The sequence below is a fragment of the Roseivirga sp. E12 genome (assembly GCF_017592825.1).
In the GTDB taxonomy this organism is placed as follows: Bacteria; Bacteroidota; Bacteroidia; order Cytophagales; family Cyclobacteriaceae; genus Roseivirga.
The window spans coordinates 276,192-294,746 of sequence record NZ_JAGFMD010000003.1 but is presented as its reverse complement, the minus strand read 5'-3'; the positions used below and the strand labels follow the sequence as shown (position 1 = coordinate 294,746).

General features: G+C 42.6%; 4 protein-coding genes. All 4 read left to right on the top strand.

The window, feature by feature from the left end; all coding sequences use genetic code 11:
• Positions 1 to 13 precede the first annotated feature (13 nt).
• Positions 14 to 2,083: an OmpA family protein gene (locus J4E76_RS10625; protein WP_208503974.1), complete on the top strand. Its 2,070-nt coding sequence runs from the start codon at positions 14 to 16 to the stop codon at positions 2,081 to 2,083.
• A gap of 86 nt (positions 2,084 to 2,169) precedes the next feature.
• Entirely contained in the window at positions 2,170 to 3,333 is a 1,164-nt protein-coding gene (locus J4E76_RS10620; protein WP_208503972.1) for an AIR synthase related protein, read from the top strand.
• 529 nt (positions 3,334 to 3,862) lie between these two features.
• Positions 3,863 to 10,852 (top strand): hypothetical protein, encoded by a 6,990-nt coding sequence (locus tag J4E76_RS10615; protein WP_208503970.1) that lies wholly within the window; start codon positions 3,863 to 3,865, stop codon positions 10,850 to 10,852.
• A 417-nt stretch (positions 10,853 to 11,269) separates the two neighbouring features.
• On the top strand, positions 11,270 to 18,232 hold the full coding sequence (locus J4E76_RS10610) for a hypothetical protein (RefSeq protein ID WP_208503969.1): 6,963 nt from the start codon (positions 11,270 to 11,272) through the stop codon (positions 18,230 to 18,232).
• Positions 18,233 to 18,555 lie beyond the last annotated feature (323 nt).

Sequence of the window (18,555 nt, the reverse complement as noted above, 5' to 3'; positions counted from 1 at the left end):
TAATTTACACTCAATGAAGAAGCTCTATTCATTACTATTTATTACTCTTTTGCTCTACGCAAGTGGTTGTGCAACGCAAAAGACCAATTTTTTGGGAGTTCAGGAAGAACCTAAAAAAACCGCCCCTGCCCCAAGCAGCCCGTCTATAGGACCTACTCAAAATGCTGCGAAAATCATCACAGCTGACAAAGAAGAAGAAAAGAAAACACCGAAGGTGTTGAAGAGCTATGTTGAAGATCAAAACTACGTTCAGGCGATTGAAGACTTCAAAAAAGAATTAGAGACTAACCCTGATGCTGGAGACATCAACTATTACACAGCAGAGTCTTATAGAAAATTAGGTGACCCTAAGGCCTCAATACCCTACTATGCAAAGGCTATTGCTGCTGGTTTCGACAATGGCGAATTAGAATTGAATTATGCCCTAGCATTAAAGGCAAACGAGCAATATGATGAGGCTAAACAAGTCTTGGCGGAGTATGCGAATTTCTCAACTATAGAGGTATATAAAGAAAGAGCTGAACAAGAAATTAAGAACTTAGAAAAGCTGGATAGCATTAGTCTGTATGTCAGAAATGTTGATTTAACTCCCCTCGATGGTGTGAACACGCCACAGGCAGAATACAGTCCTACTTTTTTTAACAACGAATTATACTTTTCAAGCACCCGTGAAGCAGAGACTTTCAGCAGGTATAATATACCTTACAGTGACCTATATAAAGTAGGCTTGGATGGACTCACTCCGGATGCATCAACCCTCAGTCAATTGCCTGAATTGTTTAATTCTCAGGGGATCAATGAAGGTTCGGTGGCATTTTCTCCTGATGGCAATACTATGGTTTTTGCTAAAGGAAATACCGATGAGAAGAAAAGCAGAAGAAGTGTAGATCTTTTTATTTCCACAAAGAAGAATGGCAGATGGAGCACTCCTGTTTCCATGTCTATTAATAGCCCTGAGTATTGGGACACTTCCCCTTCATTCAACCTGGCAGGTACCACCATGTACTTTGCTTCAGATCGACCAGGAGGTTTTGGAGGTTCTGATATTTACCGTGCAACATTGAACGACCGAGGTAGATGGGCAAACGTGGCTAACATGGGCCCTTCAATCAATACAGCAGGAGACGAAGTTTTTCCTTATGTGGCTCCTGACAATAAACTTTACTTTGCCTCTGATGGACATGCCGGTTTCGGTATGCTAGACTTATTTTCTGCTGAAAATAAAGGAGGGAACATAACCATAAGGAACTTAGGTCCATCTTTCAACTCATCTGCCGATGACTTTGGACTTATTTACTCTGACTTTCCTTTCGAAGGTTTTTACACCTCTAATCGAGAAGGCGGTCAGGGAGGGGACGATCTCTATAGTTTTGTAGATAATTCAAGTGACCTCAAAAAAATCACTTATGTACTTCGTGGAACTACTTACCAAAGAAATGATGATAGTACCCAGGTGATTCTGGGAGACGTTCGTGTGAAGCTTTTGGATGCCGATGGACAGCTTATAGATGATGTTTTAAGTAGTCGCGGTGGCTCTTATAGCTTCCCGGTTGACCCTGAGAAGGAATATACCTTGTTGGGGGAAAAGGACGCATTCTTTACTGCTAGAAAAATCTTTACAACCGTGGGTCAAGGTATCGCTCAAGAGGACTTAGTAGAAAGGTTTACTGAAAAAGTATTTAACGAAGATGTAACGCTGGACCCAATCGTATTGGATGCAGTGATCCTGTTAGAGAATATCTATTATGATCTGGCCAAGGCTGATATCCGTTCGGATGCTGCCCTTGAACTTGACAAATTAGTTCAGTTGCTTAATGATAATCCTGAAATCAAAATTGAGATAAGCGCTCATACAGATTCCCGAGATGCTGACGATGCCAATATGGATCTGTCGCAAAGAAGGGCTCAGGCAGCGGTTGACTATATCATTTCCAAAGGGATTGCAATGGATCGTCTTGTGGCCAAAGGTTATGGCGAGTCACAATTAGTAAATGGCTGTACTAATGATGTGGAATGTTCTGAAGAGGAACATCAAAAAAATAGAAGAACTGAGTTTAAGGTAATCGAAGTGGATCAAAACTAGTATTTCGATAGAACTTTAAAGTTAAGATACATCAAAGGCCTCCTTATTTGGAGGCTTTCTTATTTTTGTGCCATAATATTCTGAAGATGAACGACCGATACATGCAACGCGGGGTTTCTGCCTCAAAGGAAGATGTACACAATGCCATCAAAAACCTTGATAAAGGATTGTTCCCAAAAGCTTTCTGTAAGGTAGTTCCCGATTTCATGGGCAGCGATGATGCCTACTGTAATATCATGCATGCCGATGGTGCCGGCACCAAATCATCACTCGCCTATATGTATTGGAAGGAAACGGGTGATATCAGTGTTTGGAAAGGTATTGCACAAGATGCCATCATCATGAATATTGATGACCTGCTTTGCGTGGGTGCCACGGACAACATTTTGTTATCATCTACTATTGGTAGAAATAAAAATCTGATTCCTGGTGAAGTAATTTCGGCTTTGATCAACGGTACCGAAGAAGTGTTGCAAATGCTACGAGATAATGGCCTGAACATTATCAGCACAGGAGGAGAGACTGCCGATGTTGGTGACCTTGTGCGAAGCGTGATCGTTGACAGTACGGTCATTGCTAGAATGAAGCGAGAAGATGTCATCACCAATGAGAAGATTCGCCCGGGACAAGTAATTATTGGCTTGGCATCATACGGCCAGGCTACCTATGAAACTGAATATAATGGGGGTATGGGTTCTAACGGCCTTACTTCTGCAAGGCACGATGTTTTTGACAAGTACCTAGCAGAAAAGTACCCCGAAAGCTTCGATCCAAGTGTACCAAATGATCTTGTCTATTCTGGTTCAAAAAAATTGACTGATTCAGTTGAAGGATCACCAATTGATGCTGGCAAGCTGGTACTTTCTCCTACCAGAACATATGCACCAGTCATGGTTGAAATCCTTAAGAAATTCAGAAGTCAAATTGGTGGAATCATTCATTGTAGTGGAGGTGCTCAGACTAAAATCCTCCATTTCATTGATAATCTTCACATCATCAAAGACAATCTCTTCGAAATACCACCTCTTTTCAAATTAATTCAGCAGGAAAGTGACACAGATTGGAAGGAAATGTACAAAGTTTTCAATATGGGTCACCGGATGGAAATCTATGTAGACGAGAGTCTTTCAGACGAGATAATTTCTATTTCGAATGCATTCGGCATTCCAGCACAAGTCGTAGGCCGGGTAGAAGCGTCAGAAAAAAAGCAGCTTTCTATTTTTGCCAAGTCGGGTAAGCACGAATACTAGACTCAGGATAGGTCGTCACAATAGACAAGTAGGACATAAGTATCCACCAATATGGTGATCATTTTTAATACCCAACTCAGCATAAAATTTATATTCCGAGTAGGTCGATTGAAGGGTGATAGTCAGTAGGAATTATGGTTGATAACCAAAGGTCTATTACCAAGCGATTTATCACCCGATAAGTCGGGTTTATGTTCGTATTCATAAATCTCAGATTTCTTAAAAATATATTCCAACAACAAATTCAATGATGTGAAAAACAATTTTATGCGTTTTCTCACTCCTAGCCTAGGTTTTCCCAAAATGGGAATAAATATCTTGCTGAACTTCTTGCAGATTCGTTAAAAAGCTCGATTTTCGCATCCCAATCAACATTCAGAACTCTCTGGCACGATCTTGACTAATGGTTATACTCCATTGGAAAAAGGCCGTGAAAAAACTACACAAAAAAAGTTTAAAAAATTTCTCGACATCAAGGAGGGTATTCTCCTTGATGGGGTTATACACATTTATTAAAGGGGTGAAGGTCTTGGACCTTCAAAGAGACACGACTACTATTAAAAGAAAACAACCCATAGGTTGGCTGGGCTGTATGCTCATGCTTATACTATCCACTACGCTTCATGCGCAGTCGGATATTACTGCTATTACGGTTACCAATGAAACTGCTACAAGCTCTACGGATAATGTCACCTCTCCGAGTGATGCATCTAATTCAGTTAGTGCTAGTGCCGCTTATACACTTAATTACGGTTCTGGTAATGATGTAAGAGTAACATCTTACACTGTTGGAGGACTTACTTACAACAACTTCGTAGCTCCAGATACACTAATACTTCGTAGAATCTCTTCATCGAGGCTAGTAAATATTTGGTATCAAGATAATGGAGTCACTGCCAGTGTGGTAACTATCCAGCCCACCAAGGTAGCCGAGGCAGATGCAATCTATCTGTCCAACTCTTTGAACACCGGCTATGACAATATCCTTGTAAACGATGATGATCTTGCCTCTGGTAGTATCGAGGTGGAAACAGAAAGAGTGGATGTCATCTGGTATTCAGGAATTCAGACGCCTGATCCTGATGAAGCCGTGTTCCCAATTATAGAAAGAGGAGGTAATGACAATATCGTGGTTGCTCCTATTTTGTCTTTAGATGCCAACGGTGATCCTGCAACCTATGGTACTGCTATTGGTATTAGTGAAAATGATTGGCCAGGGGTTGGACAAACCTATACAGGTTATATCATCTTAAGACGGGAAACTGTCGGTGTTGACCCTATCCCTCTTTTGGATATTGGTAGCCAAACTGTTCAAGGAGTGGCTGTTAGCTTTACCAACTTAGACATTGCCGCTGATGAAACAATCTTCGGTTATTCTATTTTCCCTGCCGATGTAGTAAATGGATATACCTCAGGTACCGCACTGAACACAACACCTCCCGAAGTAACTATTGCTGGTGGAATCGACTTGGCAGATATTTCTACTTTTCCTACTACTACTAAATCTTCTGATTCAGGACTTGACCTTGTAGCTGGTGTGGCTGCTGGTGTGGCAAGCTCAGGTAATTTGATTGTGGAAAATAAAGGCCCCGGAGGATATAAAGCAGCGCTTTCTACTTGGTTAAAGGCTAATGAAGCTGATGATGTGACCACTTCCACTGATGGGTCTACTGTCACTGATTGGCAAGACCACTGGATCGGTGATCATGATGCAACTACTGGTACGGCTGCTCCTACTTATAGAAGTACTTCTAGTGCCATTAACTTTAACCCTACGGTTGATTTTACTGCCAGTGCAACAAGCCTTACCATTGCCAACAATACTGATTTCAATACCGCTGCCTCATACACTAACAAAGGCTTAAACTTTGCCTTTAGAACCAGTACCACCGATGTGACTGATCGCCAGGTCATCTATGAGCAAGGCGGTAATACCAGAGGTATTATTGTCTATATCCGTAGTGGAAACTTGCATGTCTCTGCTTATAATAGAAATAATGATGGCAGTGGTTCTCCCTGGAATAATGGAACAAACATCACCACAGTCAGTACTGCTGTTAGCACAAATACTGAATACATTCTAACCTTAGAACTTGACGGAAACAGTGGCACAACCGGTACCTTAACTCCTTACTTGAATGGAGCAAGCTTTGGAACACTTTCTAGTGTAGGGCTTCTCTTTTCTGATACTGATGGTATCGAGTTTGGTGGTTCTGATGGTTCCACCCAGTATGATGATGGCACCAATGCAAGTACCAATTCTTTTGAAGGTGAAATCTCTGAGCTGATCTATTGTAATGAGCCTGGTTCCTTTACCTCTGCTCAAAGAAATAGAATAGAAAGTTACCTGGCCATTAAGTATGGTATTACTCTAGATCAGAGTGTTGCAAAAAACTATGTCAACTCAGGGGGAACTGTAATCTTTGATGCCACTAATGATGAGACTGCAGGGGGATACAAGCAATACAACAATGACATTGCTGGTATCGGTAGAGATGATGACTCCGAGCTAGACCAGCCACAATCAAGAAGTGAAAACTCGGATGGTATAGTCATCATTGACAGAGGAAGTACCATCGGAACAGATGACTCCTGGTTAATCTGGGGTAATGATAATGGCGCATTAACCGAAACCACTGCCCTCACCATGCCTGATACCATTGACGCTAGGCTTACAAGAGTATGGCGCGTGGCAGAAGAAAAAGAGGTACAGACCACCTCCGTTTCTTTTGATTTAACAGGTTTAGGATTAAGTTCCAATGCAGCCAATTTTAGCTTATTGATAGCAGGTACTAATGCAGTAACTGTCAGTGGAAACGATGCAGACTTTAGCAATGCCACAGTAGTAACCGGAGGAACATTCAATGGTAATATCATCACTTTTACAGGCATAGACCTAGAAGATGGGCAGTACTTTACACTCGGCACTGACTTTGAAACCTGTGCTCCTGGCGGAGTTGAGGCCGATTTGGCACTGTGGTTTGAAGCTGACTCAGGTACCAACACCACCACCAATGGTGCGAATGTTACTTCTTGGGAAGATCAATCTTTAAATGGAACCAATGCCGCTGAAGCCAATGGCGGAGGGACACCAGTAGAACCGACCTTTGTGACATCAGGCACAAACTTTAACCCCACAATTTCATTTACCGACCAAAGTAATACCAACAACTCTTGGCTCAGAACATCAACTATCCCGGCAACTGGAGACATGTCATTAATTGCGGTCTATTCCAGTAGCCAAACAGACGCAAGTAGTAATACCGCAGCCTATGATGCTCCTACCTTAGTTAGTACAGATGACAGTAACCCTGGAGCTAATTACTCACTTGGTCAGTCAGCAGGACGCGTTCATGCCAAAATAATCACTGGTGACCAGTATGGTGCACGAACCACTGGTACATTCAATGATGCGAATTCTCATATTGCCCTGGCCACCAGAGTACAATCAACCGCTGCCGGTTCAGTTCAACTATATATCGATGGAAACAATGAAGCTTCAGCGGTTTCAGATGTTGCTGCCCTCAACTTAGGTACTGGTATCGGAATTGGTAATCATTATCAACCATTTAACAATGATGGTCAACTGCAAGGAACCATTTCTGAAGTAATTGTTTTCTCTGATGACCTAACATCAGATGAAAGAAACAGAGTAGAGACTTATTTAGCCATCAAGTATGGAATCACTAAAAACAGTGCCGATGATGGGACTACTGGGTCTGTCGATGAAAGAGACTATCGAGATGCAGAAGGTACCGTAATTTGGGACTTCACAGATCAATCTTCAGGCTATAACAATGATATTGCCGGTATTGGAAGAGATGATGCCCAATGCTTTGAGCAAAGACAGTCTTCAAGCATTAATACCGATGGACTCGTGACCATGGGATTAGGAAGTATAGAAGCTACAAATGCTGCCAATAGCAACTCTTTCACTGCTGACAACAGCTTCCAAGTTTGGGGGAATGACAATGGAGCCACGGCACAGGCGAGTGCAGAAACAGTAGATGTGCCAGGGATTATTACTGAGCGTATGGACAGAATTTGGCATGTTCAGGAAACAGGAACTGTTGGAGAAACGACAATTACCTTTGACCTTACAGGTCTAGGGTATACCGGAACTTCGGCTTCTGACTTTAACTTGATTACTTCAAGTACTTCTACCATGGCGAGCGGTACAATTACTCCTGCCGCTTCATTCAGTAGTAACACTGTTACTTTCACAGGGGTAAACTTTAGCGATGGAGACTTCTTCACTTTAGGCACTGCTAGATCAACTTGCGGACCGGCGGGAGTAACTGATAACCTTGGACTATGGCTAAAAGCTGATGCAGGAACAAATACCACTGTCAATGCGGCTGATGTGACATCGTGGGCAGATCAAAGCGGAAATGCTCGAAACGCAGCAGAGGTAAACCAAGGAGGTACTCCTCAGGAACCAACATATCAAACATCTGCGATTAATTTCAACCCTACTGTCAGGTTCACTGACCCAGGTACTACTTCGAACTCTTATCTAGAAACTTCCTCTAATCCTGCTTCAGGTGACATGACCTTAATATCAATATTCTCTACTTCTCAAACCGATGGAACAACAGAGTTTTGGTCATCTCCAGCTATCATAGGTGCTGAATCAAGTGGGACAGGGAATGATTATGCACTAGGGATTTCAGGAAGCAGAGTTCATGCAAAAATTGCTGCCGGAGACGGGCTTGGAACAAGAAGTTCAGTCAGCCCTACTTATGCTGATGGGATTCCCCATTTAGCAATGGCAACAAGACAACAAGCTGCTTCTGGTCCTTTGGAACTTTATATCGATGCTGAAAATGTAACTTCTGGAACTTCAGATAACGTTGCTTTAATTGACCCTGCTGGTGTTGGTATAGGAAATCACGTGGACCCTGTAACTGGAGCACAATTTGCAGGTGATATTCCTGAAGTAATCATATTCAGTGATATCCTAACCTCAGATGAAAGAACTAAAGTTGAAACTTACTTGGCCATAAAATATGGTATCACAAGAAGTATTGCAGATGGAGATGATATTGGGACCGTTTCTTTTGACGAAAGAGATTATAGAAGCGCAGACGGGACTGTAATTTGGGATTATTCAGTTCATTCAACTTACCATAATGATGTTGCTGGAATTGGACGCGATGATGATGGTTGTTTTATGCAAGTACAGTCAAGTAGTGAAAATACAGATGACATTCTTACCATTGGATTGACCGAGGTGGCCGCAAGTAATATTGACAATGCAAATACATTTACTGACGATGGGGACTATTTGGTATGGGGTAATGATAATGGTGCTACTGCTGAGGCAAGTAAAAACATTGTTGATGTGCCTAACTCTGTCTCTGAGCGTATGACACGTATCTGGAAGGTTGAGGACACTGGCACTGTCGGGGAAACTGAACTACAATTCGACCTGACCGGCCTTGGCTATTCGGTTGCTGATGCTACTGCTTTTACGCTGCTTGTCGGTAACACAGCCACTATGGCTGATGCCACAGTTATTTCGGGAGGTACACTAAACGGTAGTATCCTATCTTTCACAGGAGTAGATCTGACCGATGGGCAGTTCTTTACAATCGGTACAGGAATTACCATTTGTGGACCTGGTGGGGTCAATACCAATATTGCCCTTTGGTTGAAAGGAAATACTGAAGTGTTCTCTGATGCTGGGGTTACTGCTGCTGTTGATGGTAATAATGCCATCCAGTGGAATGACCAAGGTACTGCCAATCTTAACGCCTCAGAAATAGACCTTGGTGGTGGTGGACCAATCGAGCCTACCTACCAAACCAATGAGATCAACTTCAACCCTGTGGTGAACTTCACTGACCCTGGCTCTACCAATAACTCTTATATGAGAACTGGTGCAGCATCTGCTGGTACCGTCAACAATGACTTTACACTTATCTCTGTCTTTAAAACAGGTCAAACATCAGGTACTGCCAATGATAATGTGAACTCTCCTGCCCTACTCAGTACCAGGTCGGGCTCTGGCCTTGACAATGCCATTGGTATGGAAAATGGTACCATATGGGTTAATGCAGATTCAGATGCAGCATTCGAAATAGAAACTAGTTCAACCTATAATAATAACCTTCCTCATATAGCAACGGGGGTAAGAAACGATGCCACGGGCAATCTAAATATTTATGTAGATGCTGCCACTGCAGCTACACAGGTCACAGGAATTACTACTGATTTAACCAATGCCGATGGTGGGTTTGGTATAGGAAACCACTTTACTTCTGATGTTGATGCTCAGTATGCTGGTGACATTGCGGAGACCATTGCCTATAATCAGGTATTAGATTCTGATCAAAGAAACAGGGTAGAATCATACCTGGCCATCAAGTATGGAATCACTCTTGCTGGTGCTGATGACGGGACTACTGGCTCTGTAGATGAAAGAGACTATAGAGCGGGTGATGGTGGTACTATTTGGGACTACAGTGGTAAGACTACTTACTCTAATGACATCTTTGGTATTGGTAGAGATGATCTTTCATGCCTTGATCAAACACAATCTCAAAGTGCTAACAGTGATGCAATGGTAACTATCAACAATACTGGAGGTTTTAGTGTTGACGATTCTTGGTTAGTATCTGGTAATGATAATGCAACCATTGAGGCGACAAGAAACCCTGAAAGACCTGCCACCATCAACAGTAGACTTAACAGAGAGTGGCAAGTCCAAGAAACTGGTACAGTAGGTACTGTTGAATTGACTTTTGACCTTACTGGGGTGACCGGTACAGCCTCTGGTAGTAATAACCTAACACAAACAAGATTGCTTGTTGATGATGATGGTGACTTCTCTAATGGAGGTACTACAATCATCTCTCCTAGTGCTACAAATGGTGGTAGCCAGACAGTAACGTTTAATGTAGACTTTACCAATGGGCAGTACTATACATTAGGTTCTATCGAAAATGATGCACTACCAATCACTTTAATCTCTTTCGAGGCAAACACATACAAAGAAGATCAAGTCAAGTTAGATTGGGTCACGGCCTCTGAAGTAAACAATGCTTTCTATACCGTTGAAAGAAGTACCGATGCGGTAAACTTTGAAACTATAGCCACACTTGATGGGGCTGGCAACAGCAGCGACCTTCTTTACTACTCTTTTGTAGATGCAAATCCAGTCAATGGAATCTCATTCTATAGGTTAAAACAAACCGACTTCAGTGGAGAGTTCGATTATTCGGAAATCAGATCTGTCAAAGTAGAACGACAGTTCCAAGCTACCTTCAATGCATACCCTAACCCGGTGGTCAAAGGAGACAAACTTAGAGTATCCTACAAAGTAGATAGAGATCAGACCCTAAGCTTCACCGTCCTAAATACCAGAGGGCAAGTGATTCTTTCTGAACGTAAAGATGTGCTGGTCACTCAGGACTATGTGGAGCTTGAAACTAGTAAACTAGATAGGGGCCTTAACCTCATCAGAATACTAGATCAAAACAACAATACTGTCACTCTCAAAGTAATTCTCAGGTAGAGGATTTGACCTCGTCCCAAAGCTAGACCTTCAGTTTATGGTAAGATTATGTTTGCCAATTGTAAGCAAACATAAAAAGTCATGTGAACGACAGATTCATATATGTCAAATTCTTTTTTCTGTATTTTAATAACAGATCGTATCACTTTTCTGCGATTGTGAAGGATTTTGTCTACGAATTGTTGTCAGTTTGCCCAAATAGTCGATTTTTGCATCCCCTAACTGCTCAATGCACTTCTCTCACCTTCTCAAATTCAGAAGACTCAGAAGTATCCCTTTACTTTCATCTAAGCACTTCTCACTATCACAATTAGCGGATAGCGTTTAACACAAATTTTATTTGAAGGCTGGGGCCTTCTTACAGACACTACTACTATTAAACTTAAACAACCCATAGGCTTGCTGGGCTTTATGCTCATGCTTATACTATCGCCTTCGCTATATGCCCAGACGACTATCACCACTATATCTATATCCAATACAGCTGCTACCGATTCAGACGCATCAGTAACTTCCCCAAGTGATGCTACAATAAATATTGATGCTTCAACACTCTACACAGTCAACTATGGTAGAGGGAACCAAGTTGCTGTCACATCCTATATCTCAGGAGGTTTAACCTATAGTAACTTCGTGAGCCCAGATACCCTAGTGTTGCGTAGAGTATCTAGCTCAAGAAGGGTAAATATCTGGTATGAAGACAGTGGTATCGATAATGTTGGTGATGTAATCACCATAGACCCCGAGGAAGTAGCCGAGGCTGATGCAATTTATCTTTCACGTACGCTCAATGCAGGTTATGACAATATCTTAGTAAATGATGATGACTTATCATCGTCAAGTATCTCAGTAGAAACCGAGCGAGTAGATGTCATCTGGTATTCAGGCATTCAAACGGCCATTCCTGCTCAGGCCATTTTCCCAATTATTGAAAGAGGCGGAAACGATAACATTATTGTTGCACCTATTTTGAGTCTGGATTCCAATGGTGATCCTGCCTCTTATGGTACTGCCATTGGCATAGGAGAAACCTTTTGGCCTGGTACCGGACAAACCTATACTGACTATGTTATCTTCAGAAGAGAAACTGTAGGTGTTGCCCCTATTCCCTTATTGGATATTACTAGTCAGGTTGTTCAGGGTGTAGGAGTCAGCTTCTCTGATATGGGAGTAGCAGCTGACCAGTCCATCTTCGGCTATTCTATCTTTCCTGCTGACATTGCCGATGAGTTTACAACCAATACAGATGATGTCATTACCTCAGGAGCAATCACCGTCTTTAAAACTGGGGTTGATTTAACAGATATTACAACCTTCCCTACCAATACACTCTCTTCCGATTCAGGGCTTGACCTTGTAGCTGGAGTAGCTGCAGGAGTAGCCAGTACCACCAACATAATAGTCGAGAATAAGGGCCCTGGAGGGTATAAAGCCGCGCTTTCTACTTGGTTAAAGGCCAATGAGGCTGATGATGTGACCACTTCCACTGATGGGTCTACTGTCACTGATTGGCAAGATCACTGGATCGGTGACCATGATGCTACTACTGGTACAACTGCCCCGACTTATAGAAGTACTTCTAGTGCCATTAACTTTAACCCTACTGTTGACTTTACAGCCAGTGCTACAAGCCTTACCATTGCCAACAATACTGATTTCAACACTGCTGCCTCATACACTAACAAAGGCTTAAACTTTGCCTTTAGAACCAGCACTACCGATGTGACTGATCGTCAGGTCATCTATGAGCAAGGTGGTAATACCAGAGGTATTATTGTCTATATCCGTGCTGGAAACTTGCACGTCTCTGCTTATAATAGAAATAATGACGGCAGTGGTTCTCCCTGGAATAATGGAACAAACATCACCACAGTCAGTACTGCTGTGAGCACAAATACTGAATACATTCTAACCTTAGAACTTGACGGAAACAGTGGCACAACCGGTACATTAACCCCTTACTTGAATGGAGCAAGCTTTGGTACCCTATCTAGTGTAGGGCTTCTCTTTTCTGATACCGATGGTATCGAGTTTGGTGGTTCTGATGGTTCCACCCAGTACGATGACGGCACCAATGCAAGTACCAATTCTTTTGAAGGTGAAATCTCTGAGTTGATCTACTGTAATGAGCCGGGTTCATTTACCTCTGCACAAAGAAATAGAATAGAAAGTTACCTCGCCATTAAGTATGGTATTACTCTAGATCAGAGTGTTGCAAAAAACTATGTCAACTCAGGGGGAACCGTAATCTTCGATGCTACTAATGATGAGACTGCAGGAGGATACAAGCAATACAATAATGACATTGCTGGTATAGGTAGAGATGATGACTCCGAGCTAGACCAGCCCAAGTCAAGAAGTGAAAACTCGGATGGTATAGTCATCATTGACAGAGGAGGCACCATCGGAACGGATGACTCCTGGTTAATCTGGGGTAATGATAATGGCGCATTGACCGAAACCACTGCCCTCACCATGCCTGATACCATTGACGCAAGACTTACAAGAGTATGGCGTGTGGCTGAGGAAAAAGAAGTACAGACCACCTCCGTTTCTTTTGATTTAACAGGTTTAGGATTAAGCTCCAATGCAGCCAATTTCAGCTTATTGATAGCAGGTACTAATGCAGTAACTGTCAGTGGAAACGATGCAGACTTTAGCAATGCCACTGTAGTAAGCGGTGGAACATTTAATGGTAACATCATCACCTTCACCGGCATAGACCTAGAAGATGGTCAATACTTTACCCTAGGCACTGACTTTGAAACCTGTGCTCCTGGTGGGGTGGAAGCCGACTTGGCATTATGGTTAAGAGCAGATGTTGAAGTGTTCAATACGGGAACTACCCAGGCAACAAACGGACAAAATGTGGCTACTTGGGCAGACCAATCACTAAATGGATACAACGCCACAGAAACTAATGGAGGGGGTACGCCAGTACCGCCAACGTTTACATCAGTCAGCACAAACTTCAACCCTGCTGTGTCTTTCACAGACCAAGGATCGGGGAACTCCACTAATTCATGGCTAACGACCTCTACTAACCCAGCGACAGACGACATGTCCCTCATCGCTGTATTTACAACAACACAGTCTGATGCCAGTGGCTTCAGTGCTACCTTCGACTCACCTGCATTCTTGAGCAATGAAGACGGAGGTGGTGGAAATCTCTATGCACTAGGGCACTCAGGTGGCCAGGTTCACTCAAGCCTCATAGCTGGAACCGGTTTCGGTGCCCAGAGCACTAGCACCTATAATGACGGAGTACCTCATATGGCCCTTTCTACAAGGGTTCAATCCACAGCTGCAGGATCAATTCAGCTCTATTTAGATGGAGCTAGTGACGGATCGGCAGTATCAGACTTAAACTCATTAAATGACAATAATGGTATTGGTATTGGTAACCATCTAAGGGATGATTTTAACTTCTGGGACGGCCAATTCGCTGGCACCATCTCCGAGGCGATTGTCTTTTCTGATGATTTGACATCAGATGAAAGAAATAGAGTTGAAACCTACCTAGCCATCAAGTATGGTATAACTAAAAACAGTGCCGATGATGGGGCTACCGGTTCAGTTGATGAAAGAGATTATAGAGATTCTGAGGGTACCGTAATATGGGACTTCACCGATCAATCATCAGGCTATAACAGTGACATTGCAGGTATTGGTCGTGATGATGCACAATGCTTTGTGCAAAAACAATCCTCAAGTATAAACTCTGATGGCCTGGTAACCATGGGACTTGGAGAAATTGCTTCGAGCAATGCCACCAATGCCAATTCTTTCACAGCTGACAACAGCTTCCAGGTTTGGGGCAATGACAACGACTTCACCGCCCAAGCCAATGCGAATACTTCTGATGTTATAGGCATCATTACCGAAAGAATGGAACGCATCTGGCATGTTCAGGAAACAGGAACTGTTGGTGCTACTACGGTGACTTTTGACCTCACCGGCTTAGGGTATACTGGAACTTCAGCTTCTGACTTTAACCTCATTACTTCAAGTACTTCTACTATGGCCAGTGGTACAATTACTCCTGCTGCTTCATTCAGTAGTAACACTGTCACTTTTACAGGGGTAAACTTTAGCGATGGAGACTTCTTTACACTAGGTACGGCCAGGTCTACTTGTAGCCCAGGTGGCGTAGGTACTGATCTAGATGTATGGCTAAGAGCAGACGTAGATGCTTTCAATACAGGTACTACACAAGCAACTGATGGACAAACTGTGGCCACTTGGGCCGATCAATCTGGTAATTCAAATAGTGGTACGACAGACGGCAACCCGCCAGTTTATCACAACAATGCTACAGACAATATCAACTTCAATCCAATTATGGAATTTGATGGAACCAATGATCGTCTGGCCATAGACTTGAGTGGTATTAAAAATACCAATTATGCACTTGTTGCAACGGGCGAAAGAGCAGATGGTAATGCCGACAATTATATTCTAGGAGCTGATAGAACCGGAGAAGTCAATAACACAATCATACATTTTGGGTATAGAACAAACACCCAAGCCACTCTTGCCCAGTTTGGTAATGACTTAAATAGTAGCACGCTTGATGCCTTTAACTCTCCGAATGCCTCTCCATACCTTTTATTTGGCGAACTAAATAGTTCAGGGCATGCCTTGGAAGAAACTAGAAATGGTGGTTTTTCAACAGTTACTAATGCTAATACAGTTCAGCTGACTGGTACGCAGCAAGACTATTTAGGCTTCAGAGGGACAAGTTCTTTTTATGGTGGTAAAATTACCGAAGTCATCGCCTACAGCTCAGATCTTACACCAATTGAAGAGTTACAAGTCAACAGTTATTTAGCCATCAAATATGGTATCACTCTAACTAATGATAATGACAATGATGCTACTACCAATGAGATAATCTCTGGTAGTGTTAGGGAGGGAGACTATGTCTCTTCTGATGGTACTACCATCATTTGGACCTATTCTGCCAACTCTACTTACCACAATGATGTGGCCGGGATTGGCCGGGATGACCTCTCATGTTTTAGCCAAAAGCAGGCAACTGCCGATGGTACTGATGATATTCTGACAGTCGGATTGGGTGCTGTGGCAACGGATAACATGGCCAATGCCAATACTTTTACTGACGATAGAGATTATCTAGTTTGGGGTAATGATAATGGCGCTACTGCTGAGGCAAGTAAAAACACTCTTGATGTGCCTAACTCTGTCTCTGAGCGTATGACACGTATCTGGAAGGTTGAGGACACTGGTACTGTTGGTGAAACAGAATTACAATTCGACCTGACTGGCCTTGGCTACTCTGTGGCCGATGCTACTGCTTTCAGCTTGCTTGTGGGTAACACGGCTACAATGGCTGGTGCCACAGTAATCTCCGGAGGAACCTTAAACGGTAATGTGCTATCCTTCACAGGAGTAGACCTTACCGATGGTCAGTTCTTTACAATAGGCACAGGCATTACCATTTGTGGACCTGGTGGAGTCAATACTAATATTGCCATGTGGGTAAAGGCTAATGCCGAAGTATTTTCAAACAACCCTGGATCAACAGCTGCAACTGACGGGAACAACGCACTGTTCTGGAATGATCAAGGTGCTCAAGGTCACAATATGGAAGAAGTGGATCTTGGAGGAGGAATTAATGCAATTGAGCCAACCTTTCAAACCAGCGAGATCAACTTCAATCCGGTTGTAAACTTCACTGATCCCGGCTCTACCAATAACTCTTATTTTAAAACTGACGATGCCTTTAGCGTCCCTGCCAACACAGGTCAAAATGACTTCACGCTTATCTCAGTCTTTAAAACTGGTCAAACATCAGGTACTGCCAATGACAATGTGAACTCTCCCGCCCTACTCAGTACCAGATCAGGCTCTGGTCTTGATAATGCCATTGGCCTTGATAATGGTACCATATGGGTTAATGCAGATTCAGATGCTGCCTTTGAGGCCGAAACTTCTAACGCTTATAACAATAACCTTCCGCACATTGCTATTGGGGTAAGGGATGATGACCCGGGTGATCTTACCATTTATGTAGATGCCGCTGAAAGTGCTACTGCCACAGGGATTACTACAGATTTAACCAATGCCGATGGTGGGTTTGGTATAGGTAATCACTTTACTTCTGATGTTGACGCCCAGTATGCTGGAGACATTGCTGAAACTATTGCCTATAATCAGGTATTAGATTCTGATCAAAGAAACAGGGTAGAATCATACCTAGCCATCAAGTATGGAATCACCCTTGCTGGTGCCGATGACGGAGCTACTGGATCAGTAGATGAAAGAGACTATAGAGCTGGTGATGGTGGTGCCATTTGGGACTACAGTGATAAGACTACTTACTCTAATGACATCTTCGGTATCGGTAGAGATGATCTGTCTTGTCTGGATCAAACACAATCTCAAAGTGCTAATAGTGATGCAATGGTAACTATCAACAATACTGGAGGGTTTAGTGTAGACGATTCTTGGTTAGTATCTGGTAATGATAATGCAGCCATTGAGGCAACAAGAAACCCTGAAAGACCAGCCACCATCAACAGTAGACTTAACAGAGAGTGGCAAGTCCAAGAAACTGGTACAGTAGGTACGGTTGAATTGACTTTTGACCTTACTGGGGTGACCGGTACAGCCTCTGGTAGTAATAACCTAACACAAACAAGATTGCTGGTTGATGATGATGGTGACTTCTCTAATGGAGGTACCACAATCATCTCTCCTAGTGCTACAAATGGTGGTAGCCAGACAGTAACGTTTAATGTAGACTTTACTGATGGACAGTACTATACATTAGGTTCTATCGAAAATGATGCACTACCCATCACTCTAATCTCTTTCGAGGCCAATACTTACAAAGAAGATCAAGTCAAACTGGATTGGGTTACGGCCTCTGAAGTCAACAATGCCTTCTATACTATTGAAAGAAGTACCGATGCGGTAAACTTTGAAACTATAGCCACACTCGATGGTGCTGGTAACAGCAGCGACCTTCTTTACTACTCATTCGTAGATGCAAATCCAGTCAATGGAATTTCATTCTATAGGTTAAAGCAAACCGACTTCAGTGGGGAGTTCGACTATTCGGAAATCAGATCTGTAAAAGTAGAACGACAGTTCCAAGCTACCTTCAATGCATACCCTAACCCAGTGGTCAAAGGAGAATATTTGAAAATTTCTTATGCGGTTGGATCAGATCAAACTTTGCAAGTCATTGTGCTCAATAACACAGGGCAGGTCATCCTAAAACAAGAAAAGGAAATAAAAGCGTCTGAAGGTTTCTTCCAGATGGCGACAGGTCAAATGAAAAAAGGTCTCAACCTATTAAGAATATTGGACAGAGATAACAATGCAACTATTCTCAAAATTCTCGTTCGATAGCCCCTCTAAATGCAATTTTAGAGCCCTTCTCCTGAAACACTATTATTCTTTATCTGCGATACACATCTAAATATTTGGTTTTCAAATACTATTTGATGGCATTCAAGTCTTTTTTAGACATTCAGTTTTATTGAAATAGTTATAAAGAAGAGCAACATGCGTATCAGTCACATACCGTTCATCACAGTACAAAACACCATTATCAAACACTTTTTTCGAACAAAAAAATAAAAAGTAGGGTGGTGATGCCATTAATTTGTACTATCATTAAAGTACAATTGAGCTAATAAGCTCTACACCTAAACATCGCGGTAATTAAAACT